At 56.9% G+C, this 23,473-nt stretch carries 36 protein-coding genes; 33 read left to right on the forward strand and 3 right to left on the reverse strand.

Annotated elements, in window-relative coordinates; all coding sequences use genetic code 11:
- The first annotated feature begins 34 nt into the window (after window positions 1-34).
- The 30 genes from rpsJ to bfr all read left to right on the forward strand — a co-directional run bounded on the left by rpsJ (window position 35) and on the right by bfr (window position 16,044).
- Complete coding sequence (rpsJ, locus tag HX803_RS24495) at window positions 35-346, forward strand: 30S ribosomal protein S10 (RefSeq protein ID WP_003186070.1); 312 nt, start codon at window positions 35-37, stop codon at window positions 344-346.
- Window positions 347-427: 81 nt separating this feature from the next.
- The gene (gene rplC / locus HX803_RS24500) at window positions 428-1,063 is read left to right on the forward strand and encodes a 50S ribosomal protein L3 (RefSeq protein WP_003194649.1); all 636 of its coding nucleotides are present in this window, start codon (window positions 428-430) and stop codon (window positions 1,061-1,063) included.
- 12 nt (window positions 1,064-1,075) lie between these two features.
- Window positions 1,076-1,678 (forward strand): 50S ribosomal protein L4, encoded by a 603-nt coding sequence (rplD, locus tag HX803_RS24505; RefSeq protein WP_003176424.1) that lies wholly within the window; start codon window positions 1,076-1,078, stop codon window positions 1,676-1,678.
- Entirely contained in the window at window positions 1,675-1,974 is a 300-nt protein-coding gene (gene rplW / locus HX803_RS24510) for a 50S ribosomal protein L23 (RefSeq protein ID WP_002555488.1), read from the forward strand. Before rplD ends, rplW begins: the two co-directional genes overlap by 4 nt.
- A gap of 14 nt (window positions 1,975-1,988) precedes the next feature.
- Window positions 1,989-2,813 (forward strand): 50S ribosomal protein L2, encoded by an 825-nt coding sequence (rplB, locus tag HX803_RS24515; RefSeq protein ID WP_003186055.1) that lies wholly within the window; start codon window positions 1,989-1,991, stop codon window positions 2,811-2,813.
- Window positions 2,814-2,829: 16 nt separating this feature from the next.
- Window positions 2,830-3,105 carry a 30S ribosomal protein S19 gene (gene rpsS / locus HX803_RS24520; RefSeq protein ID WP_002555486.1) on the forward strand — a complete coding sequence of 92 codons (276 nt, stop codon included), beginning with the start codon at window positions 2,830-2,832 and terminating at the stop codon, window positions 3,103-3,105.
- Window positions 3,106-3,116: 11 nt separating this feature from the next.
- Window positions 3,117-3,449, forward strand: a complete 333-nt coding sequence (gene rplV / locus HX803_RS24525; RefSeq protein WP_003103908.1) for a 50S ribosomal protein L22 — start codon at window positions 3,117-3,119, stop codon at window positions 3,447-3,449.
- 13 nt (window positions 3,450-3,462) lie between these two features.
- Window positions 3,463-4,149 carry a 30S ribosomal protein S3 gene (gene rpsC, locus HX803_RS24530; RefSeq protein WP_003176422.1) on the forward strand — a complete coding sequence of 229 codons (687 nt, stop codon included), beginning with the start codon at window positions 3,463-3,465 and terminating at the stop codon, window positions 4,147-4,149.
- 12 nt (window positions 4,150-4,161) lie between these two features.
- Window positions 4,162-4,575: a 50S ribosomal protein L16 gene (rplP, locus tag HX803_RS24535; protein ID WP_003176421.1), complete on the forward strand. Its 414-nt coding sequence runs from the start codon at window positions 4,162-4,164 to the stop codon at window positions 4,573-4,575.
- Entirely contained in the window at window positions 4,575-4,766 is a 192-nt protein-coding gene (gene rpmC / locus HX803_RS24540) for a 50S ribosomal protein L29 (protein WP_002555481.1), read from the forward strand. The genes rplP and rpmC overlap by 1 nt, the downstream gene beginning before the upstream one ends.
- Window positions 4,767-4,768: 2 nt before the next feature.
- Window positions 4,769-5,035: a 30S ribosomal protein S17 gene (gene rpsQ, locus HX803_RS24545; protein WP_003176419.1), complete on the forward strand. Its 267-nt coding sequence runs from the start codon at window positions 4,769-4,771 to the stop codon at window positions 5,033-5,035.
- A gap of 23 nt (window positions 5,036-5,058) precedes the next feature.
- Window positions 5,059-5,427 (forward strand): 50S ribosomal protein L14, encoded by a 369-nt coding sequence (gene rplN / locus HX803_RS24550; protein WP_002555479.1) that lies wholly within the window; start codon window positions 5,059-5,061, stop codon window positions 5,425-5,427.
- An 11-nt stretch (window positions 5,428-5,438) separates the two neighbouring features.
- Window positions 5,439-5,753: a 50S ribosomal protein L24 gene (gene rplX, locus HX803_RS24555; RefSeq protein ID WP_007896770.1), complete on the forward strand. Its 315-nt coding sequence runs from the start codon at window positions 5,439-5,441 to the stop codon at window positions 5,751-5,753.
- A gap of 22 nt (window positions 5,754-5,775) precedes the next feature.
- Window positions 5,776-6,315 carry a 50S ribosomal protein L5 gene (rplE, locus tag HX803_RS24560; RefSeq protein WP_003194642.1) on the forward strand — a complete coding sequence of 180 codons (540 nt, stop codon included), beginning with the start codon at window positions 5,776-5,778 and terminating at the stop codon, window positions 6,313-6,315.
- 13 nt (window positions 6,316-6,328) lie between these two features.
- On the forward strand, window positions 6,329-6,634 hold the full coding sequence (rpsN, locus tag HX803_RS24565) for a 30S ribosomal protein S14 (RefSeq protein WP_003176414.1): 306 nt from the start codon (window positions 6,329-6,331) through the stop codon (window positions 6,632-6,634).
- Between the two features lie 208 nt (window positions 6,635-6,842).
- A complete protein-coding gene (gene rpsH, locus HX803_RS24570) occupies window positions 6,843-7,235 on the forward strand; it encodes a 30S ribosomal protein S8 (RefSeq protein WP_010206883.1) in 393 nt (130 codons plus the stop codon).
- A gap of 12 nt (window positions 7,236-7,247) precedes the next feature.
- On the forward strand, window positions 7,248-7,781 hold the full coding sequence (gene rplF / locus HX803_RS24575; RefSeq protein ID WP_003194640.1) for a 50S ribosomal protein L6: 534 nt from the start codon (window positions 7,248-7,250) through the stop codon (window positions 7,779-7,781).
- Window positions 7,782-7,791: 10 nt separating this feature from the next.
- Entirely contained in the window at window positions 7,792-8,142 is a 351-nt protein-coding gene (gene rplR / locus HX803_RS24580; protein WP_003186037.1) for a 50S ribosomal protein L18, read from the forward strand.
- Window positions 8,143-8,145: 3 nt separating this feature from the next.
- Window positions 8,146-8,646 carry a 30S ribosomal protein S5 gene (rpsE, locus tag HX803_RS24585; RefSeq protein ID WP_003176409.1) on the forward strand — a complete coding sequence of 167 codons (501 nt, stop codon included), beginning with the start codon at window positions 8,146-8,148 and terminating at the stop codon, window positions 8,644-8,646.
- A gap of 2 nt (window positions 8,647-8,648) precedes the next feature.
- Complete coding sequence (gene rpmD, locus HX803_RS24590; RefSeq protein ID WP_003176408.1) at window positions 8,649-8,825, forward strand: 50S ribosomal protein L30; 177 nt, start codon at window positions 8,649-8,651, stop codon at window positions 8,823-8,825.
- 3 nt (window positions 8,826-8,828) lie between these two features.
- Window positions 8,829-9,266 carry a 50S ribosomal protein L15 gene (gene rplO, locus HX803_RS24595; protein ID WP_060755285.1) on the forward strand — a complete coding sequence of 146 codons (438 nt, stop codon included), beginning with the start codon at window positions 8,829-8,831 and terminating at the stop codon, window positions 9,264-9,266.
- A complete protein-coding gene (gene secY, locus HX803_RS24600; protein WP_071485371.1) occupies window positions 9,267-10,595 on the forward strand; it encodes a preprotein translocase subunit SecY in 1,329 nt (442 codons plus the stop codon).
- 27 nt (window positions 10,596-10,622) lie between these two features.
- The gene (gene rpmJ, locus HX803_RS24605) at window positions 10,623-10,739 is read left to right on the forward strand and encodes a 50S ribosomal protein L36 (RefSeq protein ID WP_002555468.1); all 117 of its coding nucleotides are present in this window, start codon (window positions 10,623-10,625) and stop codon (window positions 10,737-10,739) included.
- Between the two features lie 129 nt (window positions 10,740-10,868).
- Window positions 10,869-11,225 carry a 30S ribosomal protein S13 gene (gene rpsM / locus HX803_RS24610; protein ID WP_003194635.1) on the forward strand — a complete coding sequence of 119 codons (357 nt, stop codon included), beginning with the start codon at window positions 10,869-10,871 and terminating at the stop codon, window positions 11,223-11,225.
- 30 nt (window positions 11,226-11,255) lie between these two features.
- Window positions 11,256-11,645: a 30S ribosomal protein S11 gene (gene rpsK, locus HX803_RS24615; protein ID WP_002555466.1), complete on the forward strand. Its 390-nt coding sequence runs from the start codon at window positions 11,256-11,258 to the stop codon at window positions 11,643-11,645.
- Between the two features lie 18 nt (window positions 11,646-11,663).
- Complete coding sequence (gene rpsD / locus HX803_RS24620; RefSeq protein ID WP_003176404.1) at window positions 11,664-12,284, forward strand: 30S ribosomal protein S4; 621 nt, start codon at window positions 11,664-11,666, stop codon at window positions 12,282-12,284.
- A gap of 22 nt (window positions 12,285-12,306) precedes the next feature.
- On the forward strand, window positions 12,307-13,308 hold the full coding sequence (gene rpoA, locus HX803_RS24625; protein ID WP_003176403.1) for a DNA-directed RNA polymerase subunit alpha: 1,002 nt from the start codon (window positions 12,307-12,309) through the stop codon (window positions 13,306-13,308).
- Between the two features lie 41 nt (window positions 13,309-13,349).
- Window positions 13,350-13,736 carry a 50S ribosomal protein L17 gene (rplQ, locus tag HX803_RS24630; RefSeq protein ID WP_003176402.1) on the forward strand — a complete coding sequence of 129 codons (387 nt, stop codon included), beginning with the start codon at window positions 13,350-13,352 and terminating at the stop codon, window positions 13,734-13,736.
- Between the two features lie 239 nt (window positions 13,737-13,975).
- On the forward strand, window positions 13,976-15,424 hold the full coding sequence (locus HX803_RS24635) for a catalase (RefSeq protein WP_178924239.1): 1,449 nt from the start codon (window positions 13,976-13,978) through the stop codon (window positions 15,422-15,424).
- A 155-nt stretch (window positions 15,425-15,579) separates the two neighbouring features.
- Window positions 15,580-16,044 (forward strand): bacterioferritin, encoded by a 465-nt coding sequence (gene bfr / locus HX803_RS24640; protein WP_176999254.1) that lies wholly within the window; start codon window positions 15,580-15,582, stop codon window positions 16,042-16,044.
- 65 nt (window positions 16,045-16,109) lie between these two features.
- On the opposite strand, the gene uvrA is transcribed toward bfr, so the two are convergent.
- Window positions 16,110-18,944 (reverse strand): excinuclease ABC subunit UvrA, encoded by a 2,835-nt coding sequence (gene uvrA / locus HX803_RS24645; protein ID WP_178924241.1) that lies wholly within the window; start codon window positions 18,942-18,944, stop codon window positions 16,110-16,112.
- 178 nt (window positions 18,945-19,122) lie between these two features.
- On the opposite strand from uvrA, the gene HX803_RS24650 reads away from it, so the two are divergent.
- Together HX803_RS24650 and HX803_RS24655 are read left to right on the forward strand one after the other, a co-directional pair.
- Window positions 19,123-20,517, forward strand: a complete 1,395-nt coding sequence (locus HX803_RS24650) for an MFS transporter (protein ID WP_178924243.1) — start codon at window positions 19,123-19,125, stop codon at window positions 20,515-20,517.
- Between the two features lie 9 nt (window positions 20,518-20,526).
- Window positions 20,527-21,042, forward strand: a complete 516-nt coding sequence (locus HX803_RS24655; RefSeq protein ID WP_003232445.1) for a single-stranded DNA-binding protein — start codon at window positions 20,527-20,529, stop codon at window positions 21,040-21,042.
- Between the two features lie 66 nt (window positions 21,043-21,108).
- On the opposite strand, the gene HX803_RS24660 is transcribed toward HX803_RS24655, so the two are convergent.
- Window positions 21,109-22,017: a LysR family transcriptional regulator gene (locus HX803_RS24660; RefSeq protein ID WP_178924245.1), complete on the reverse strand. Its 909-nt coding sequence runs from the start codon at window positions 22,015-22,017 to the stop codon at window positions 21,109-21,111.
- Window positions 22,018-22,118: 101 nt separating this feature from the next.
- Here HX803_RS24660 and tam point away from each other — a divergent pair, with 101 nt between their 5' ends.
- Window positions 22,119-22,880, forward strand: a complete 762-nt coding sequence (tam, locus tag HX803_RS24665) for a trans-aconitate 2-methyltransferase (protein WP_178924247.1) — start codon at window positions 22,119-22,121, stop codon at window positions 22,878-22,880.
- A 21-nt stretch (window positions 22,881-22,901) separates the two neighbouring features.
- Here the strand turns inward: tam and HX803_RS24670 are convergent, their stop codons facing one another.
- Window positions 22,902-23,465 carry a cysteine hydrolase family protein gene (locus HX803_RS24670; protein ID WP_178924249.1) on the reverse strand — a complete coding sequence of 188 codons (564 nt, stop codon included), beginning with the start codon at window positions 23,463-23,465 and terminating at the stop codon, window positions 22,902-22,904.
- Window positions 23,466-23,473: the final 8 nt, after the last annotated feature.

Here is a 23,473-nt window from a genome sequence, read left to right on the forward strand (position 1 = left end):
CCCGGTGGGAATAGCAGCCGGAGTCTGAAATCCAATGCAAAATCAGCAAATCCGTATCAGGTTGAAGGCTTTTGACCATCGCCTGATCGACCAATCCACCCAGGAAATCGTGGAAACCGCGAAACGTACTGGTGCTCAAGTGCGTGGTCCAATTCCACTGCCTACCCGTAAAGAGCGGTTCACCGTTCTGGTCTCCCCGCACGTCAACAAAGACGCGCGTGACCAGTACGAGATCCGTACTCATAAGCGCGTACTGGACATCGTCCAGCCAACGGATAAAACCGTTGATGCACTTATGAAGCTCGATCTGGCGGCCGGTGTGGAAGTACAGATCAGCCTCGGCTAAGACTCGGGTCTTAGTCGTGTAACGCTCTGAAATGGGCGGCCATAGCGGGTGAAAGCCCCGTACACTCATGAGGTTTACAACATGACTATTGGTGTAGTCGGTCGTAAATGCGGTATGACCCGTATTTTCACCGAAGAAGGTGTCTCCATTCCGGTCACGGTCATTGAGATCGAGCCGAATCGCGTCACCCAGTTCAAAACTGAAGAAACCGATGGCTATCGTGCAGTGCAAGTCACTGTCGGCGAGCGTCGTGCTTCGCGCGTGACTGCTGCTCAAGCAGGTCACTTCGCTAAGGCAAACGTTGCAGCTGGTCGCACTGTCATGGAGTTCCGTCTTGAAGACGGCGACTACCAGGCTGGCGATCTGATCAACGCTGAAATCTTCGCTGCTGGTCAACTGGTTGATGTAACCGGTCAGTCCAAAGGTAAAGGCTTCCAGGGTACGATCAAGCGTTGGAATTTCCGTGGCCAAGACAACACTCACGGTAACTCCGTTTCCCACCGCGTCCCGGGCTCTATTGGCCAGTGCCAGACTCCTGGTCGTGTATTCAAGGGCAAGAAAATGTCCGGTCATATGGGCGCTGAGCGCGTGACCGTGCAGTCCCTCGAAGTAGTGCGCGTCGACGCTGAACGCAATCTGTTGTTGGTCAAGGGTGCTGTTCCTGGCGCTACTGGCGGCAACCTGGTTGTACGTCCAGCGGCCAAGGCTCGCGGTTAAGGGGAAGCTGACATGCAATTAAATGTAAATGACGCTCAAGCGATCGAAGTTTCCGAACTGACATTTGGCGGCGAATTCAACGAGACGCTGGTTCACCAAGCAGTCGTGGCCTACATGGCCGGCGGCCGTCAAGGTAGCAAGCAGCAAAAGACCCGTTCCGACGTTCGTGGTGGCGGTAAGCGCCCTTGGCGTCAGAAAGGTACTGGCCGTGCTCGTGCCGGTACTATCCGTAGCCCAATCTGGCGTGGCGGCGGTACCACTTTCGCAGCTCGTCCGCAGGATCACTCGCAGAAGCTCAACAAGAAGATGTACCGCGCAGCTCTGCGCTCCATCCTTGCTGAACTCGTGCGTACCGACCGCCTGGTCGTGGTTCAGGACTTCGCTGTTGAAAGCCCGAAAACCAAAGATCTGCTGGGCAAACTGAACAACATGAGCCTGACCGACGTTTTGATCGTGTCGGAAGCTGTTGATCAGAACCTGTACCTGGCTGCTCGTAACCTGCCACACGTTGATGTACGTGACGTGCAAGGTTCCGATCCAGTTAGTCTGATCGCATACGACAAGGTGTTGATCACCGTGTCGGCCGTGAAGAAATTCGAGGAGCTGCTGGGATGAACCAGGAACGCGTATTTAAAGTTCTGCTTGGCCCGCACGTTTCCGAAAAGGCTACGGTTCTGGCTGACAAGAAAGGCCAGTTCGTTTTCAAGGTTGCAACTGACGCAACCAAGCTGGAAATCAAGAAGGCCGTCGAAAGCCTGTTCAGCGTGAAAGTAGAGCGTGTTACTACCCTGAACGTTCTGGGTAAGAGCAAGCGCACTGCTCGCGGTCTGGGCAAGCGTAATGACTGGAAGAAGGCAGTTATCTCCCTTCAGCCAGGCCAAGATCTCGATTTCAGCAGCAGTGCTGAGTAAGGAAGGGGTGCATCATGGCAATCGTTAAATGCAAACCGACTTCCCCTGGCCGCCGTTTTGTGGTCAAGGTGGTCAACCAGGAGCTGCATAAAGGCGCTCCTCACGCACCGCTGCTCGAGAAGAAATCGAAGTCTGGTGGTCGTAACAACAATGGTCGTATTACCACTCGTCACATCGGTGGTGGCCATAAGCAGCATTATCGTCTGGTCGATTTCCGTCGCAACGACAAAGATGGCATCGCTGCCACTGTCGAGCGTATCGAATACGATCCAAACCGTACTGCTCACATCGCTCTGCTGCTGTACGCAGATGGCGAGCGTCGCTACATCATCGCCCCTAAAGGCGTGAGCGCTGGCGACCAGCTGATCGCAGGTGCCTTGGCACCGATCAAGCCGGGCAACGCTCTGCAACTGCGCAACATTCCAGTTGGTAGCACCGTACACGGCATCGAATTGAAGCCAGGTAAAGGCGCACAGATCGCTCGTTCCGCTGGTGCTTCGGCTCAGCTGATCGCTCGTGAAGGTGTCTACGTGACCCTGCGTCTGCGTTCTGGTGAGATGCGTAAAGTGCTGGCTGAGTGCCGCGCGACCCTGGGCGAAGTCTCGAACTCCGAGCACAGCCTGCGTTCGCTGGGTAAAGCTGGTGCCAAACGCTGGCGTGGCGTTCGCCCAACCGTTCGTGGTGTTGCCATGAACCCGGTTGACCACCCACACGGTGGTGGTGAAGGTCGTACCTCTGGTGGTCGTCATCCGGTATCGCCATGGGGCTTCCCGACTAAGGGCGCGAAGACTCGTGGTAATAAGCGTACCGACAAAATGATCGTCCGTCGTCGCAAGTAAATAGAGGGATACGACAGTGCCACGTTCTCTGAAAAAAGGTCCTTTTATTGATCTTCACCTACTGAAGAAGATCGAAGTGGCGGCGGAAAAGAACGATCGCAAACCAGTTAAGACCTGGTCGCGTCGTTCGATGATCCTGCCACAAATGGTCGGTCTGACCATCGCAGTACACAACGGTCGTCAACACGTCCCAGTTCTCGTTAACGAAGACATGGTCGGCCACAAACTGGGCGAGTTCGCCGGTACCCGCACTTATCGTGGGCACGTGGCAGACAAGAAAGCCAAGCGTTAAGGGGTAAGGAAATGGAAGTAGCCGCTAAGTTGTCGGGCGCTCGAATCTCCGCCCAGAAAGCCCGCTTGGTCGCCGACCAGATCCGCGGGAAGAAGGTGGGCGAAGCGCTCAACCTGTTGGCTTTCAGCAGTAAGAAAGCCGCCGAGATCATGAAGAAAGTGCTGGAGTCGGCCGTAGCCAACGCCGAGCATAACGAAGGCGCAGACGTTGATGACCTGAAGGTCAGCACCGTTTTCGTCAACGAAGGGCGTTCGCTGAAGCGCATCATGCCACGTGCCAAAGGCCGTGCTGATCGCATCGTCAAGCGGTCTTGCCATATCACTGTCAAGGTTGCTGACAAGTAACGGAGTCGAAGAGATGGGTCAGAAAGTACATCCCATTGGCATTCGCCTGGGAATCGTCAAGGAGCACACCTCCGTCTGGTACGCAGACGGTCGGACTTATGCGGACTACTTGTTCGCTGATCTGAAGGTGCGTGAGTATCTCCAAGACAAACTAAAAAGCGCGTCCGTAAGCCGTATCGATATCCATCGTCCGGCCCAAACTGCACGTATCACCATCCACACCGCTCGTCCAGGTATCGTTATCGGGAAGAAAGGTGAAGATGTTGAGAAACTGCGTCAGGACCTGACCAAGCAAATGGGTGTGCCTGTGCACATCAATATCGAAGAGATCCGCAAGCCGGAGCTCGACGGTATGCTGGTTGCGCAGAGCGTAGCTCAGCAGCTGGAGCGTCGCGTAATGTTCCGTCGCGCTATGAAGCGCGCCGTACAGAACGCCATGCGCATTGGTGCCAAAGGCATCAAAATCCAAGTGAGCGGTCGTCTCGGCGGTGCTGAAATCGCACGTACTGAATGGTATCGCGAAGGTCGTGTGCCACTGCACACCCTGCGTGCCGACATCGACTATGCCAACTACGAAGCTCACACCACTTACGGTGTGATCGGTGTAAAGGTTTGGATCTTCAAAGGCGAAGTAATTGGTGGTCGCCAAGAAGAACTGAAACCACAAGCACCAGCGCCTCGTAAAAAAGCTGCTAAGTAAGGGGTACGCCAAATGTTGCAACCTAAGCGTACGAAGTTCCGCAAGCAGATGACAGGCCACAACCGTGGTCTGGCTCAGCGCGGTAGCAAAGTCAGCTTCGGCGAGTTCGCGCTGAAGTCTGTAGCTCGTGGTCGTCTCACCGCTCGTCAGATCGAGTCAGCGCGTCGTGCTCTGACCCGTCACGTAAAACGTGGTGGCAAGATCTGGATCCGTGTATTCCCGGACAAGCCGATCTCCAAAAAGCCTCTCGAGGTTCGGATGGGTAAAGGTAAGGGTAACGTGGAATACTGGGTAGCCCAGATTCAGCCAGGCAAAGTCCTGTATGAAATCGAGGGTGTTTCTGAAGAGCTGGCGCGTGAGGCTTTCGCCCTGGCTGCTGCAAAGCTGCCGCTCGCCACCTCCTTTGTTAAACGGACGGTGATGTGATGAAAGCGAATGAACTTCGTGAAAAATCCGCACAGCAGCTGAACGAGCAACTGCTCGGCCTGCTGCGCGACCAGTTCAATCTGCGTATGCAGAAAGCAACTGGCCAGTTGGGGCAGTCTCATCTGCTCTCGCAAGTTAAGCGTGACATCGCTCGCGTGAAGACTGTGCTCAACCAGCAGGCAGGTAAGTGATCATGGCTGAAGCCGAAAAGACTGTCCGTACGCTGACTGGCCGTGTTGTCAGCGACAAGATGGACAAAACCATCACCGTTCTGATCGAGCGTCGCGTTAAGCACCCGATCTACGGTAAATATGTTAAGCGTTCGACTAAGCTGCACGCGCACGACGAAACCAATCAGTGCCACATCGGCGACAAAGTCACTATTCGTGAAACTCGTCCGCTGGCCAAGACCAAGTCTTGGGCACTGGTTGATGTTCTCGAACGCGCTGTGGAAGTCTAAGGACTAGGGGTCGGAGAAATTATATGATTCAGACTCAATCCATGCTCGATGTGGCCGATAACAGCGGCGCTCGCCGTGTTATGTGCATCAAGGTGCTGGGTGGCTCCCATCGTCGTTACGCTGGTATCGGTGACATCATCAAAGTTACCGTGAAGGAAGCAATTCCTCGCGGTAAGGTGAAAAAAGGCCAAGTGATGACTGCTGTTGTAGTCCGCACTCGTCACGGCGTACGCCGTGCAGATGGCTCCATTATCCGCTTTGATGGCAACGCTGCTGTTCTTCTGAACAACAAGCAAGAGCCGATCGGCACCCGTATCTTTGGGCCAGTGACCCGTGAACTTCGTACTGAGAAGTTCATGAAGATCGTCTCGCTCGCCCCAGAAGTGCTGTAAGGAGATCCGACATGCAAAAGATTCGTCGTGACGACGAGATCATCGTGATCGCCGGCAAAGACAAAGGTAAGCGCGGTAAGGTGCTGAAGGTTCTCGCTGACGACCGTCTGGTCGTTGGTGGTCTGAACCTGGTCAAGCGTCATACCAAGCCTAACCCGATGTCGGGCGTACAGGGCGGTATCGTCGAGAAAGAAGCGCCACTGCACGCTTCTAACGTCGCCATCTTCAACGGCGAAACCAACAAGGCTGACCGCGTTGGTTTCAAAGTAGAAGACGGTAAGAAAATTCGTGTCTTCAAGTCGACCCAAAAAGCGGTTGATGCTTGAACACTGCTAGGTAGATAAGACCATGGCACGACTACAAGAGATTTACCGGAAGGAAATCGCCCCCAAGCTTAAGGAAGAACTTAAGCTCGGGAACGTGATGGAAGTTCCGCGCGTCACCAAAATCACCCTGAACATGGGTCTGGGCGAAGCGATCGGCGACAAAAAAGTCATCGAGCACGCTGTTGCTGACCTGGAAAAGATCACCGGCCAGAAAGTCGTTGTGACCTACGCTCGGAAATCCATCGCTGGCTTTAAAGTCCGTGAAGGTTGGCCGATCGGCGTCAAAGTGACCCTGCGCCGTGAGCGTATGTACGAGTTCCTGGATCGTCTGCTGTCGATCTCCCTGCCTCGGGTTCGCGACTTCCGCGGCCTGAATGCCAAGTCCTTCGACGGTCGTGGTAACTACAGCATGGGCGTGAAAGAGCAGATCATCTTCCCGGAAATCGACTACGACAAGATCGATGCTCTCCGCGGTCTGGACATCACCCTGACCACCACTGCCAAGAACGATGATGAAGGTCGCGCCCTGTTGCGTGCTTTCAAATTCCCGTTCCGCAACTGATTGGAGTAGGACCATGGCCAAGATGAGCATGAAAAACCGCGAGCTGAAGCGTCAGCTCACGGTTGCCAAGTACGCCAAGAAGCGTGCAGCACTGAAAGCAATCATCGTTGATCTGAACGCAAGTCCAGAAGCGCGTTGGGAAGCTACAGTTGCCCTGCAGAAGCAGCCACGTGACGCAAGCGCTTCGCGCATGCGTAACCGCTGCCGCCTGACCGGTCGTCCACACGGCGTTTACCGCAAGTTCGGCCTCGGCCGTAACAAACTGCGTGAAGCGGCAATGCGTGGTGACGTACCAGGTCTGGTTAAAGCCAGCTGGTAAGTACTTTCAAAGTCCGGGTGGTTGGCGTCGCAAGATAGCGACCACCGGTGACCTTGAATCTGGAACAAGCCCCTTTTGGGGCTTGTTTCATTTCCGGAGTGTGTCTAGAATACCCGGCTCGCCTGAGCCCGTGTTTTCTATGCCCGGAGATTCTCGGCGACATATGTAGCCGCAAGGCTAATTTTTTTGTATTAGGAGCGTCTAGCCCATGAGTATGCAGGACCCGTTAGCGGACATGCTAACTCGTATCCGTAATGCCCAGATGGCTGAAAAGTCCGTCGTAAGCATGCCATCTTCCAAGTTGAAGGTAGCTGTTGCCAAAGTCCTGAAAGACGAAGGCTACATTGCGGGTTATCAGATCAGCAGCGATGTAAAAGCACTGCTGTCCATCGAGCTGAAGTACTTCGAAGGCCGTTCGGTCATCGAGGAAGTGAAGCGCGTTAGCCGTCCAGGCCTGCGTCAGTACAAGTCCGCTGAAGATCTGCCGAAAGTTCGTGGCGGTCTGGGCGTGTCTATCGTCTCCACCAACAAAGGTGTGATGACGGATCGTGCTGCGCGCGCTGCCGGTGTCGGCGGCGAAGTTCTTTGCACTGTGTTCTAAGGGGGGATAAGCATGTCTCGCGTCGCTAAGAACCCCGTTAAGCTGCCAGCCGGTGTCGAAGTCAAATTCGCAGGCCAACAGCTTTCGGTGAAGGGTGCCAAGGGTACTCTTGAACTGAACATCCATTCGTCCGTTGAGATCGTTGAAGAAGCTGGTGAGCTGCGTTTCGCTGCTCGCAATGGCGATCAACAAACTCGCGCAATGGCCGGTACCACGCGTGCGTTGGTAAACAACATGGTCCAAGGCGTAAGCCAAGGCTTTGAGCGCAAGCTCCAGCTGGTCGGTGTTGGTTACAAGGCGCAAGCAAAAGGCACGGTTTTGAACCTGGCCCTTGGCTTCTCGCACCCTGTGGATTACGAACTGCCAGCGGGCATCACTGCTGAGACCCCTAGCCAGACCGATATCCTGATCAAGGGCATCGATAAGCAGCTGGTAGGTCAAGTGGCCGCTGAGATCCGCGACTTCCGTCCACCAGAGCCGTACAAAGGCAAAGGTGTGCGCTACGCGGACGAAGTCGTCCGTCGTAAAGAAGCCAAGAAGAAGTAGGGCATAGCAAATGACCGACAAAAAAGTTACTCGACTGCGTCGCGCTCGCAAAGCACGCCTGAAAATGCACGAACTCGAAGTCGTGCGTCTCTGCGTGTTCCGCTCGTCGCAGCACATCTACGCCCAGGTCATCTCGGCCGACGGCAACAAAGTCCTGGCAAGCGCCTCGACTTTGGATAAAGAACTGCGTGATGGTGCCACCGGCAACATCGACGCGGCCACAAAGGTTGGCCAGCTGGTCGCTACGCGTGCTAAGGCCGCTGGCGTCTCGCAAGTGGCTTTCGACCGCTCTGGCTTCAAGTACCACGGTCGCGTGAAAGCGCTGGCTGATGCTGCTCGTGAAGCTGGGCTGGAGTTCTAAGTTATGTCAAATAACGACCAAAAGCGCGACGAAGGCTACATTGAGAAGCTGGTTCAAGTTAACCGCGTAGCCAAAACCGTTAAAGGCGGCCGTATCTTCACTTTCACCGCGTTGACCGTGGTAGGTGATGGTAAAGGGCGTGTTGGCTTCGGCCGTGGCAAGTCGCGTGAAGTGCCTGCTGCAATCCAGAAGGCTATGGAAGCTGCTCGTCGCAACATGATCCAAGTTGATCTGAACGGCACCACTCTGCAGTACGCAATGAAGTCTGCCCATGGCGCTTCGAAGGTGTACATGCAGCCTGCTTCTGAAGGTACCGGTATCATCGCTGGCGGCGCTATGCGTGCTGTCCTCGAAGTTGCTGGCGTTCAGAACGTTCTGGCCAAGTGCTACGGCTCGACTAACCCGGTAAACGTGGTTCACGCCACCTTTAAGGGTCTGAAGGCTATGCAATCTCCTGAGTCCATCGCTGCCAAGCGTGGCCTGACTGTCAAGGAGATCTTCTGATCATGGCTACCGTTAAAGTAACGCTGATCAAAAGCATGACCGGCCGCATCCCTAACCACAAACTGTGTGTTAAAGGTCTGGGTCTGCGTCGCATCGGTCACACTGTAGAAGTCCAGGATACTCCCGAGAATCGCGGGATGATCAACAAGGCTTACTACATGCTGCGTGTAGAGGGTTAATCGATGAAACTCAATGATCTGAGTCCAGCGCCGGGTTCCCGTCGCGAAAAGCATCGTCCGGGCCGTGGTATCGGTAGCGGTTTGGGTAAGACTGGTGGCCGTGGCCACAAAGGTCAAACCTCCCGTTCCGGTGGCACCATTGCTCCAGGCTTTGAAGGCGGTCAACAGCCGCTGCATCGTCGCCTGCCTAAGTTCGGTTTCGTATCCCTGAAAGCCATGGATCGCGCAGAAGTGCGTCTGTCCGAACTGGCTAAAGTGGACGGCGACATCGTTACTCTGCAGACCCTGAAAGATGCCAACGTGATCAACGTCAACGTACAGCGTGTGAAAATCATGCTGTCCGGTGAAGTGGCTCGCGCTGTCACTATCGGCAAGGGAATCGGCGCCACCAAAGGTGCGCGTTCGGCTATCGAAGCAGCTGGCGGCAAGTTCGAGGAATAAATGGCTAAGCAAGGTGCTCTCTCAGCGCTCGGCAAAGGCGGTATGTCTGAACTTTGGGCTCGTCTGCGTTTTCTGTTCCTGGCGATTATCGTCTACCGAATAGGCGCACACATCCCGGTTCCAGGTATCAACCCGGACCGACTCGCAGACCTGTTTCGACAGAATGAGGGGACCATTCTTAGCTTGTTCAACATGTTTTCCGGCGGCGCGCTGGAGCGGATGAGCATTTTTGCACTGGGGATCATGCCGTACATTTCGGCATCGATCATCATGCAACTGATGACCGCCGTCAGCCCGCAGCTGGAACAGTTGAAGAAGGAAGGTGAAGCTGGCCGTCGCAAGATTAGCCAGTACACCCGCTACGGCACTGTCATCCTCGCCCTGGTCCAAGCTATCGGCATGTCCGTTGGCTTGGCTGGGCAGGGTGTTGCGTTCACTGGTGACTTTGGCTTCTATTTCGTCGCAGTATCCACATTTGTGGCTGGTGCGATGTTCATGATGTGGCTGGGTGAGCAGATTACTGAGCGTGGTGTTGGCAACGGTATCTCGATGTTGATTTTCGCAGGTATCGTCGCCGGTCTTCCGAGAGCAATCGGGCAGTCTTTCGAGTCTGCACGTCAGGGTGATATCAATATCTTCGCCTTGGTTGCCATCGGTTTGCTGGCAGTAGCGATTATCGGTTTTGTGGTGTTCATTGAGCGTGGTCAGCGTCGTATTGCTGTTCACTACGCCAAGCGTCAGCAGGGCCGTAAGGTCTTTGCTGCGCAGACCAGCCACTTGCCGCTGAAAGTGAATATGGCCGGTGTTATTCCGGCAATTTTCGCGAGCAGCATTTTGCTGTTTCCGGCTTCGTTGGGTACCTGGTTTGGTCAGTCTGAAAATATGGGCTGGCTGCAGGACCTCTCTCAGTCGATCGCTCCTGGTCAGCCGTTGAATATTCTGCTGTTTAGTGCAGGGATTATTTTCTTCTGCTTCTTCTATACGGCGTTGATGTTCAATCCGAAAGACGTAGCGGAAAACCTGAAGAAGTCCGGTGCCTTTATTCCGGGTATCCGTCCAGGTGAGCAGTCTGCACGCTACATTGATGGCGTTCTGACTCGTTTGACCCTGTTCGGTGCTCTATATATGACGGCCGTGTGCCTGTTGCCCCAGTTCCTGGTGGTTGCAGCAAACGTTCCGTTCTACCTTGGCGGGACCTCGTTGCTGATCGTGGTCGTGGTTGTGATGGACTTCATGTCCCAAGTACAATCGCACCTCGTTTCGCACCAGTACGAATCCCTGATGAAGAAAGCCAACCTGAAGGGTTACGGCAGCGGCATGTTGCGCTGAGTACCCATAAGGTTCGAGGAGTTGGTGATGAAAGTTCGTGCATCGGTGAAAAAGCTGTGCCGTAACTGCAAGATTATTCGCCGCGAAGGTGTTGTTCGAGTAATTTGCAGCGCGGAACCGCGTCACAAACAGCGCCAAGGCTGAGTGTGATCCGCTTGAAGCCCGGCAGCTAGTGCGCTGCCGGGTTGATTATTTGTTATTACAGCGATATTATCTCGCGCCCTATTTCTTGGCTTCCGGGGCGTAGGTAGCTGTCAATTGGAGTCCCACTGAATGGCCCGTATTGCAGGCGTTAACATTCCAGATAACAAGCACACTGTTATCTCGCTGACCTACATCTATGGTGTTGGTCGCACTACTGCGCAGAAAATTTGCGCAGTTGCTGGGGTAAACCCAGCCGCTAAGATCAAGGATCTGAGCGACGAGCAGATTGAACAGCTGCGTGGCGAAGTGGCGAAGTTCACCACTGAAGGTGACCTGCGTCGCGAAATCAACATGAAAATCAAGCGTTTGATGGACCTCGGTTGCTATCGCGGTCTGCGTCATCGTCGTGGTCTTCCAGTACGCGGTCAGCGTACCAAGACTAACGCGCGTACCCGTAAAGGTCCGCGTAAGCCGATCCGCAAGTAATCGCCCCAGCGAATCGACAGGAAAATTATCATGGCAAAACCTGCTGCTCGTCCTCGTAAAAAAGTTAAAAAGACAGTGGTTGATGGCATCGCCCACATCCATGCTTCTTTTAACAACACCATCGTGACCATCACCGACCGTCAAGGTAACGCGCTGTCTTGGGCTACCTCTGGTGGTTCGGGTTTCCGCGGTTCCCGCAAGTCCACTCCGTTCGCTGCTCAAGTAGCTGCTGAACGTGCTGGTCAAGCTGCGCTGGAATACGGCCTGAAAAACCTCGACGTTAACGTCAAAGGTCCAGGTCCAGGTCGTGAGTCTGCTGTCCGTGCTTTGAACGGCTGTGGCTATAAGATCGCCAGCATCACCGACGTGACGCCAATCCCGCACAACGGGTGCCGTCCGCCGAAGAAGCGCCGCGTGTAATCCAGGAGATTGTAAAGAATGGCTCGTTACATTGGTCCAAAATGCAAACTCGCTCGTCGCGAAGGCACCGATCTCTTCCTGAAGAGCGGCGTGCGCGCGATCGAATCGAAGTGCAACATCGAAGCAGCACCTGGTATCCACGGCCAACGCCGCGGTCGCCAGTCCGACTACGGCACCCAACTGCGTGAAAAGCAGAAGGTCCGTCGTATCTACGGCGTTCTCGAGCGTCAATTCAGCGGCTACTACAAAGAAGCTGCTGGCAAGAAAGGTGCAACCGGTGAAAACCTGCTGCAACTGCTCGAATGCCGTCTGGACAACGTTGTATACCGTATGGGCTTTGGTTCTACTCGTGCCGAATCCCGTCAGCTGGTATCGCACAAGTCGATCAGCGTTAACGGTCAGACCGTAAACGTTCCGTCCTACCAGGTTCGTGCTGGTGACGTGGTTGCAGTTCGCGAGAAAGCAAAAAACCAACTTCGCATTGTCCAAGCTCTCGATCTGTGTGCCCAACGTGGCCGCGTAGAATGGGTAGAAGTAGACACTGAGAAGAAGTCGGGCGTTTTCAAGAACGTTCCTGCTCGCAGTGATCTGTCCGCCGACATCAACGAAAGCCTGATTGTCGAGCTCTACTCCAAGTAAGGGCTAGAAAATAGGTGCATCCATGCAGATTTCGGTAAATGAGTTCCTGACACCCCGCCACATTGATGTGCAGGTTGTCAGTCCAACCCGCGCCAAGATCACTCTCGAGCCTCTCGAGCGTGGTTTTGGCCACACCCTGGGCAACGCGCTGCGCCGCATCCTGTTGTCCTCAATGCCCGGCTGTGCAGTAGTCGAGGCCGAGATTGACGGTGTGCTCCACGAGTACAGCGCCATCGAAGGTGTACAGGAAGACGTAATTGAAATCCTGTTGAACCTTAAAGGTCTGGCTATCAAGCTGCACGGCCGTGACGAAGTTACGCTGACCTTGTCGAAGAAGGGTTCGGGGGTGGTTACCGCTGCCGATATTCAGCTGGATCATGATGTCGAGATCGTTAACCCCGATCACGTAATCGCTAACCTGGCGTCTAACGGCGCCCTGAACATGAAGCTCACCGTAGCTCGTGGTCGTGGTTATGAACCGGCCGACTCGCGTCAGAGCGATGAAGACGAAAGCCGCAGCATTGGTCGCTTGCAGCTTGACTCTTCGTTCAGCCCGGTTCGCCGTATCGCATACGTGGTGGAAAACGCCCGTGTCGAACAGCGTACTAACCTGGACAAGCTGGTTATTGATCTGGAAACCAACGGTACTCTGGATCCTGAAGAGGCTATCCGCCGCGCTGCAACCATCCTGCAACAGCAGTTGGCTGCGTTCGTCGACCTCAAAGGTGACAGCGAACCAGTGGTAATCGAGCAGGAAGACGAGATCGATCCGATCCTGCTTCGCCCGGTTGACGATCTGGAACTGACTGTACGTTCGGCTAACTGCCTTAAGGCGGAAAACATTTACTACATCGGCGACCTGATTCAGCGTACCGAAGTAGAACTGTTGAAGACTCCGAACCTGGGCAAGAAATCCTTGACTGAAATCAAGGACGTTCTGGCCTCCCGCGGTCTGTCCCTCGGCATGCGCCTCGACAACTGGCCGCCTGCAAGTCTTAAGAAGGACGACAAGGCGACTGCCTGATCGTCGTAATCACCGAACGTGAGTTTGGTAAGGAATGAACCATGCGTCATCGTAAAAGTGGTCGTCACCTGAGCCGTACCAGCTCGCACCGCAAGGCCATGTTCCAAAACATGGCGGTGTCGCTGTTCGAGCACGAGCTGATCAAAACTACACTGCCGAAAGCTAAAGAACTGCGCCGCGTTGCTGAGCCGCTGATTACTTTGGCTAAGACAGACAGCCTGGCTAACCGCCGTCTGGCTTTCGACCGTACTCGTTCGAAAGCTATCGTTGGTAAGCTCTTCAACGACCTGGGCAAGCGTTACGCTACCCGTGAGGGTGGCTACCTGCGCATCCTCAAGTGCGGTTTCCGCGCTGGCGACAACGCGCCTATGGCGTACGTCGAGTTGGTTGATCGTGCTACTGCTGGCGAAGCTGTAAGCGCCGAGTAAGACGACAAGCTGTAACGAAGAACCGGGCCTAGTGCCCGGTTTTTTGTGCGCGTAATAAAAAGTGCGGCGTGTTCACGATTTCACGGTCAGTGCTTGGCACTATGGGGTGATTGGAGTTTGGTAGAAATTTTCTATTGGTGCCTACAATTTAATGAATTTGTAGACGTCATGTTGATGATCAATACTCCCTCCAAGCCGATTAGCCGGCAGTTCCAAGTCCGACCTGAGGAAAATTGAGCATGAGCCAGAATAAAATCCTTACCACCGCCAGCGGCGCCCCCGTTGCGGACAACCAGAATTCCCGTTCCGCCGGCCCACGCGGCCCGCTGCTGCTCGACGATTTTCACCTGATCGAGAAGCTCGCTCACTTCAACCGCGAGAACATCCCTGAGCGCCGTGTGCACGCCAAGGGCTCAGGCGCCTATGGTACTTTCACTGTCACCCAGGACATCACGAAATACACCAGCGCCAAGTTGTTCGAATCCGTTGGTAAGCAAACCCCGACCTTCCTGCGTTTCTCCACCGTAGGGGGCGAACGCGGTTCGGCTGACACTGAGCGCGATCCACGCGGTTTCGCCTTGAAGTTCTATACTGAAGAAGGCAACTGGGACATCGTGGGTAACAACACCCCGGTGTTTTTCATCCGTGACCCGCTGAAGTTCCCTGACTTCATCCACACTCAGAAACGCCTGCCGCAAAGCAACCTGAAAAGCGCCCAAATGATGTGGGACTTCTGGTCGCACTCACCTGAGGCGCTGCACCAGGTCACCATTCTGTTTTCCGACCGTGGCATCCCTGATGGCTACCGTCACATGCACGGCTTTGGTAGCCACACCTACAGCCTGATTAACGCCAATGGTGAGCGTCACTGGGTGAAGTGGCACTACAAGACGAAGCAAGGCATCAAGAACCTGGCGCCCGCAGAAGCCGCACGCCTTGCCGGTACCGACCCTGATTACGCCCAGCGCGATCTGTTCGGTGCGATTGAGCGCGGTGATTTCCCGAAATGGCGCGTCTGCATCCAGATCATGACTGAAGCCCAGGCCAACGCTCACTACGAGAACCCGTTTGACGTGACCAAGACTTGGTCGCAGAAAGAGTTCCCGCTGATTGAAGTCGGTGAACTGGAACTCAACCGCAACCCGCAAAACTACTTCGCTGAAGTGGAGCAAGCAGCCTTTGGCCCAAGCAACATGGTTCCAGGTGTTGGCTTGTCGCCAGACCGCATGCTGCAAGGCCGCGTATTCGCCTACGCAGATGCGCACCGCTACCGTGTGGGTACCAACCACCAGCAATTGCCGGTGAATGCCCCACGCAGCCCGGTGAACAGCTATCAGCGCGACGGTTCGATGGCCTTCGGCAGCAACGGCGGCTCAGCGCCAAACTATGAGCCGAACAGCTACAGCGACGCACCGAAGCAGGCTCCTCAGTACGCAGAGCCAGCGCTGGCCCTGAGTGGCGCCGCCGATCGTTACGATCACCGCGAAGACACGGACTACTACAGCCACGCCGGTGCGCTGTTCCGCCTGATGAACGAGGAGCAGAAAGCATTACTCGTCAACAACATCGCCGGCGCCATGGGTGGGGTTTCCAGTGATGTGGTCCAGCGTCAGTTGGGGCACTTCTACAAGGCAGACCCGGCTTATGGAGAAGCAATCGCAAAGGCACTGGGTGTATCGCTTAACTGACTCTAAACGATAAGCAGAACCGCCCTCATTTGGGCGGTTTTTGCGTTAAATCAGCTACTTTTCTCTGAAAATCTTCACTTTTCTGCCGTTTGTCCCGTGACCTCCGAGTCATCATGGTTCAAACTACAGACTTTCAAGCAGGGAGATGTAGGGCGATGCAAGGTCACCCCGACGTAATCGATTACCTCAACACGTTGCTGACGGGCGAACTGGCAGCGCGTGACCAATATTTCATCCACTCGCGCATGTACGAAGACTGGGGCTTTACCGAGCTCTACGAACGTATCAATCACGAGATGGAAGAAGAGGCACAGCACGCCGACGCGCTGATGCGCCGCATCCTGATGCTCGAAGGCACGCCACGCATGCGTCCGGATGACTTGGACGTGGGCACGACGGTGCCTGACATGCTCGCAGCCGACCTGCGCCTTGAGTACAAGGTGCGTGCCGCGCTCTGCAAGGGCATCGAGCTCTGCGAGAAGCACAGTGACTTCGTCACTCGTGAGATCCTTCGCGTGCAGTTGAACGACACCGAAGAAGATCACACCTACTGGCTGGAAAAGCAGCTGGGTCTGATCAAGCTGGTTGGCCTGGAGAACTACCTGCAATCGCAGTTCTAGTTCCCAGATACAAAAAAGCCCCTGTCACCGCGAGGTGACAGGGGCTTTTTATTGGGCCCGAGGGATCAGGCCCGGTCACGCGCCAGCAATGGTTTCAAGTAGTAACCAGTATGGGATTGCGGCATTTCGCTGACCTGCTCCGGCGTACCCACCGCGATGATCTGGCCACCCTTGGAGCCGCCTTCCGGCCCCAGGTCGACCAGCCAGTCGGCGGTCTTGATCACATCCAGGTTGTGCTCGATCACCACCACCGTGTTGCCGTGATCGCGCAGACGGTGCAGTACGTCCAGCAGTTGCTGGATATCCGCGAAGTGCAGGCCGGTGGTTGGTTCATCAAGGATATACAAGGTCTTGCCGGTATCGCGCTTGGACAGCTCGCGGGACAGTTTCACCCGCTGCGCCTCACCACCGGACAACGTGGTCGCCGATTGACCCAGCTTGATATACGACAAGCCCACGTCCATCAATGTCTGCAGCTTGCGCGCCAGTGCCGGTACCGCATCGAAGAACTCCCGGGCTTCCTCAATGGTCATTTCGAGGGTCTCGTGGATGCTCTTGCCCTTGTACTTGATCTCCAGGGTCTCGCGGTTATAGCGCTTGCTCTTGCACACGTCGCACGGCACGTAGATGTCCGGCAGGAAGTGCATCTCCACCTTGATCAAGCCATCGCCCTGGCATGCCTCACAGCGGCCGCCCTTGACGTTGAACGAGAAACGACCAGGCCCGTAACCCCGTGAGCGGGATTCCGGAACACCCGCGAACAACTCGCGAATCGGCGTAAACAAGCCGGTGTAGGTCGCCGGGTTGGAGCGCGGTGTGCGGCCAATCGGGCTCTGGTCGATATCGACCACTTTGTCCAAGTGCTCCAGGCCCTTGATGCTGTCGTGTGCCGCCGCTTCCAGGGTGGTCGCACCGTTCAAGGCGGTGGCACTCAACGGGAACAGCGTGTTGTTGATCAGCGTCGACTTGCCCGAGCCGGAAACCCCGGTCACACACGTCAGCAGGCCCAGCGGAATCTCCAGGTCGACATTGCGCAGGTTGTTGCCACGCGCGCCCTTGAGGTGCAGCGCCAGCTTCTTGTTGCGCGGTGTACGCTTGGCTGGCACTTCAATTTTCACTCGGCCAGACAGGTATTTGCCGGTCAGCGAATCGGGGTGAGCCATGACCTCGGCCGGCGTGCCCTCGGCCACAATGTGCCCACCGTGCACGCCCGCACCTGGGCCGATATCGACTACGTAATCGGCCAGGCGGATCGCGTCCTCATCGTGCTCGACCACGATCACCGTGTTGCCGATATCGCGCAGGTGTTTCAACGTGCCCAACAGGCGGTCGTTGTCTCGCTGGTGCAAGCCGATCGAAGGCTCGTCGAGGATGTACAGCACGCCGACCAGGCCGGCACCAATCTGGCTGGCCAGGCGAATCCGCTGGGCTTCGCCGCCCGACAAGGTATCGGCACTGCGATCCAGCGACAGGTAGTCCAGGCCTACGTTGACCAGGAACTGCAGCCGCTCGCGAATCTCCTTGAGGATCTTGTCGGCAATCTCGCCACGGCGTCCCGTCAGCTTGAGCACACCGAAGTACTCGCAGGCATCGCCGATCGGCAGGCTGGTGACAGCCGGCAACGTCTTCTCACCGACCCACACATGGCGAGCCTCGCGACGCAGGCGCGTACCGCGGCAATCCGGGCAGGGCTGGGTGCTGAGGAACTTCGCCAATTCTTCACGCACGCTCGCCGATTCAGTCTCGCGATAGCGACGTTCCAGGTTCGGCACGATGCCTTCGAACGGGTGGGACCGCTTGACGATGTCGCCACGGTCGTTCAGGTATTTGAAATCGACGTTCTGCGAACCGCTGCCATGCAGGATGACTTTCTGCTGTTCGGCTGGCAGTTGGTTGAACGGCACTTCCAGGCTGAACTTATAGTGGGCCGCCAACGACCCGAGCATCTGGAAGTAGTAGACGTTACGCCTGTCCCAGCCGCGTATCGCCCCCTCCGCCAGCGTCAATTCGCCGTTAACCAGGCGCTTGATGTCGAAGAACTGCTTGACCCCCAGACCATCGCAGGTCGGGCAGGCGCCGGCCGGGTTGTTGAAGGAAAACAGCTTGGGTTCCAGCTCGCTGATGGCGTGGCCGCAGATCGGGCAGGCAAAGCGTGCGGAGAAGATGATTTCTTCACCCGGCTCGTCATCCATCGGCGCCACGAGGGCAATGCCGTCCGCCAGCTTCAACGCGGTCTCGAAGGACTCCGCCAGGCGCTGCTGCAAGTCCGCCCGTACCTTGAAGCGGTCGACCACCACGTCGATCGAATGCTTCTTCTGTTTGTCGAGCTTCGGCGCTTCATCCAGCTCATACAGCTTGCCGTTGATGCGTGCGCGCACAAAGCCTTGGGCGCGCAGTTCTTCGAACACGGAGAGGTGTTCACCCTTGCGCTCACGGATCACCGGTGCCAACAACATCAGCTTGGCGCCTTCCGGCTGGGCCAGCACCAGGTCGACCATCTGGCTGACGGTCTGGGCTTCCAGGGGAATGTCGTGGTCGGGGCAGCGCGGAATACCGACTCGCGCATACAGCAGGCGCAGGTAGTCGTAGATTTCGGTGATGGTGCCCACGGTGGAGCGCGGGTTGTGGGAGGTCGATTTCTGCTCGATGGAAATCGCCGGCGACAGGCCTTCGATGGTATCGACGTCGGGTTTTTCCATCATCGACAGGAACTGGCGGGCGTAGGCCGACAGCGATTCCACGTAACGACGCTGGCCTTCGGCGTACAGCGTGTCGAACGCCAGGGACGATTTGCCGGACCCGGACAAGCCGGTGATGACGATCAGTTTGTCCCGGGGCAGGGTCAGGTCGATGTTCTTCAGGTTGTGGGTTCTAGCCCCACGAATCAGGATCTTGTCCAAGATGGCCTCGCTCGGCGGGCGTAAATAATGCTGGAGTATACGGCTAAAGACTGGATGAATATACACTGTCAAAAGGCCGCTTGCAGCCTTACATGAAAGCTGCGCGGCAAAGCGCCGCATATACCCTCTCAATCGATGGGACTGGTAGAATCGCCGCCGGTTCACACGAGGTTTTTCCATGCACGATCCCCACAGCGAACGCATGAGTAGCGGCGAGACCCGAGCAGCAAGCGGTCTGGCCCTGGTGTTCGCCTTCCGTATGCTTGGCATGTTCATGGTGTTGCCGGTGCTGGCGACTTATGGGATGGACCTCGCAGGCGCGACCCCCGCTTTGATCGGCTTGGCGATTGGCGCCTATGGCCTGACCCAGGCTATTTTCCAGATCCCCTTCGGGATCATTTCCGACCGTATCGGCCGCCGCCCGGTGATCTATCTGGGATTGATCGTCTTTGCCCTAGGCAGCGTGCTCGCCGCTCAGTCAGATTCTATTTGGGGCGTGATTGCCGGCCGCGTCCTGCAAGGTGCCGGCGCGATTTCTGCTGCCGTCATGGCCTTGCTGTCGGACCTCACCCGTGAACAACACCGCACCAAGGCCATGGCCATGATCGGCATGACCATCGGCCTGTCGTTCGCCGTGGCCATGGTGGTCGGCCCCTTGCTCACACGTGCGTTCGGCTTGCACGGTCTGTTTCTCGCAACGGGCGGCATGGCATTGTTCGGCATCGTGATCGTGGCCTTCATGGTGCCGCGTTCTACCGGCACCTTGCAGCACCGCGAATCCGGTGTGGCGCGCAAGGCGTTGCTGCCGACGCTCAAGCATCCGGACCTGCTGCGCCTGGATTTAGGTATCTTCGTGTTGCACGCGATGCTGATGTGCAGCTTCGTTGCCTTGCCCCTGGCGCTGGTCGAAAAAGCCGGCCTGCCCAAGGAACAGCACTGGTGGGTCTACCTCACCGCGCTGCTGATTTCGTTCTTCGCCATGATCCCGTTCATCATCTATGGCGAGAAAAAACGCAAGATGAAACAAGTGCTGCTCGGCGCCGTCGCGACGCTGATGCTCACTGAGCTATTCTTCTGGCAGTTCGGCGACAGCCTGCGGGCGCTGGTGATCGGTACGGTGGTGTTCTTCACCGCGTTCAACCTGCTGGAAGCCTCGTTGCCTTCGCTGATCAGTAAAGTTTCACCGGCCGGTGGCAAGGGCACGGCAATGGGGGTGTATTCCACCAGCCAGTTCCTTGGCTCTGCGTTGGGCGGCATCATGGGTGGCTGGATGTTCCAGCATGGCGGTTTGTCGGTTGTCTTCCTGGGATGCGCCGGGCTGGCTGCACTTTGGTTAGCCTTTGCTGTTACCATGCGCGAACCGCCATACGTCACAAGCCTGCGCCTGCCTTTGTCGCCCGAAGCAATTCGTGAAGCCGGCCTGGTAGAGCGCCTTAAGGCCGTTGTTGGGGTAACAGATGCGGTAGTGATCGCCGAAGAAGCCGCCATCTACATCAAATTGGACACCGAATTATTGGATCGCGCGACGCTCGAGCAACTGGTCAACCCAGTGCCGACAGCGCGCCCAGCCTAGGAGAACGTTATGGCCCGTGGGGTTAACAAAGTCATATTGGTCGGTACTTGCGGCCAGGATCCCGAAGTTCGCTACTTGCCTAACGGTAACGCCGTGACCAACCTGAGTCTGGCGACCAGCGAACAGTGGACCGACAAGCAGACCGGCCAGAAGGTCGAGAAAACCGAATGGCACCGTGTGTCGATGTTCGGCAAGGTCGCCGAGATCGCCGGTGAATACCTGCGCAAAGGTTCGCAGGTCTACATCGAAGGCAAGCTGCAGACCCGCGAGTGGGAAAAAGACGGTATCAAGCGTTACACCACTGAAATCGTGGTCGACATGCAAGGAACCATGCAACTGCTGGGCGGCCGTCCACAGGGCGACCAACAGGGCCAGGGCGGCATGTCCAACTCGGCACCACGTCCACAGCAGTCGCGTCCACAGCCAAGCCAGCAGCCACAGCGTGAGTCGCGTCCAGCGCCACAGCAGGCCGCTCCGCAACCGGCTCCGGATTTCGACAGCTTTGATGACGATATCCCGTTCTAAGGTCTAAGACCCGCAACACCAAAGCCCCCGACCGCGAAAGCGCCGGGGGTTTTTTATGGCCCGTGATCAGGCATCCGTCGACGCGGCCGTTACCACCATCTCCTTGAACCGTTGCAATACCGCCGAGCCATCGCCGATCCGTGTTGCCAAATGCAGCGGCGCCACCAGGCTCTGGCATTCCGTCAGCGCTCGATAAACGATTCCGTCGCCACGCAGCCGCTGCATGGAGGCCGGCACGATGGACACGCCCAGGCCTGCCGCCACCAAACTGAGTGTCGCAGTCATGCGCGGCGCTTCCTGGACCACCTGGGGGCTGAACCCGGCCTCACGGCAGGCCACCAGGATTGCGTCGTACAACCCCAATCCCACTCGACGGCGATAGAGCACAAAGGATTCGGTCGCCAGGGCCTTCAAGGGCAGGGGAGAGTCCGCATCGAGTGCCAGCGGATGGTCGGTGGGCAGCGCCAGCAACATGGGCTCCACCAGGATCGGTTCATCCTGCAGCGATTGAGTGCCGCTCAGCGGCGAGCGAATAAACGCCGCGTCGAGCTTCTCGTGCTCCAGCGCGTCCAGCAGTTCGCCAGTACCGGCTTCCTCCAGCACCACAGAGACGCCGACAAAAGTTTCGCGAAACAACCGCAACACACTCGGCACAAAAGGGTGCAAGGCCGCCGAACTCGTAAAACCGATGGCCAGGCGCCCTCGTTCACCCCGTGCGGCACGGCGCACCACGTCGGCGATGCCCTCAGCCCGGGAGAGAATTTCCCGCGCTTCATCCAGTAGCGCCAGCCCGGCAGTGGTGGGGCGCACGCCTCTGGGCAGGCGCTCCATCAAGACCACTCCCAACTCCGCCTCAAGGCTTTGCAACAGGCGCGTCAACGGCGGCTGCTGCATGCCCAGGCGTTCGGCGGCGCGGGTGATATAGCCTTCTTCGGCAATCGCGACAAAGGCCTTGAGCTGGCGGAGTTCCAACATAGTCATACTTTCCGGGTATGGGAGTGCTCCAATCCTGGCATTTGTTCTCATGGCTCACAAGATTTAGGCTGTAGCCAACCTCAAAAAGAAGGAAAGCCGTGATGACCTGGTCTGCCAAGCAGTACACGATGTTCGAACAACAGCGCACCCGTCCCGTCCGTGACCTGGTCGCGGCTATCCCGAATACCGAAGTGCGCAACGCCGTCGACCTGGGGTGCGGGCCGGGAAACTCCACCGAAGTGTTGGCCGAGCGTTATCCACAGGCCCACGTCACTGGCATGGACAGCTCCGATGACATGTTGGTCGATGCACGCAAGCGCCTACCCGAACTGGCCTTTGAACTGGCGGATATTGGCGCCTGGAACCCTGCGCAACACTACGACGTGATACTGGCGAACGCCTCCCTGCAATGGCTGCCGGACCACGCCACGCTTTATCCACACTTGGTCCACCAGCTCACCCCCGGTGGCACGCTGGCGGTACAAACTCCGGACAATCTCGACGAACCTGCACACCGCCTGGCCCGTGAAGTGGCAGCCGATGGCCCGTGGTCCGTGAAGATCGGCGCGGTCAAGCACAACGAACGGCATGCGGCGAGCTACTACTACGAGCTGCTGAGCAAACACTGCAGCACCGTCGATGTGTGGCGCACCACCTACCAGCATCCGTTGGCCGATCACGGGGCGGTCGTGGAATGGTTCAAGGCCTCGGCCCTGAGGCCCTTCCTTGCACCGTTGACCGATAGCGAAAAAGCCGCCTTCCTACAGGAATACAAGGCGCGGATCACCCAAGCTTATCCAGCCCTGAGCGATGGCACCGTACTGCTGCCATTCCCGCGCCTGTTCATCATTGCGACCCGCTGATACCTGGCCGGCAAGTGGCGGTCATGCCGCCGCCGCTTGCGCTTTCAAGTACTCATCCGCCGACAGCACGTCTGCATACGCAAACCCCAGCGACGCCATATAAGCTGCGTGCGCCTGCGCCGCTGGAATCACCTGCCCGTTGAATTCCAGGTCACGGGTGGCACACGCGTCATGAATCACCGTGACCTTGTAGCCAAGATCCGCCGCTGCTCGCACCACGGCGTCGATGCACATGTGGCTCATGCTGCCGACGACGACCACGTCGGTGATGCTGCGCTGTTCCAGCAGGGTGCGCAGGTTGGTTTCACGAAACGCATTCACGAAATGTTTAAGCACCACCGGCTCGCTGCCTTCGTTCAGCACCTTGGGGTGCAAGTGCGCACCTTCGGAGCCCGGGGCAAAAAAGGGCGCGTCATCGGAGGTGAACTCATGGCGCACATGAATCACCGCATCCCCCGCCTGGCGAAAAGCCTGGAGCACCTGCGCAGCCTTGTCGGCCGCGGCTTCAACGCCGTCGAGCGGCCACTTGCCCTGAGGGAAGTAGTCGTTCTGGATATCGATTAGGATGAGCGCTTGCTTGGCCATGTGTGTTG

The sequence above is a fragment of the Pseudomonas sp. P7548 genome (assembly GCF_013386585.1).
In the GTDB taxonomy this organism is placed as follows: Bacteria; Pseudomonadota; Gammaproteobacteria; order Pseudomonadales; family Pseudomonadaceae; genus Aquipseudomonas.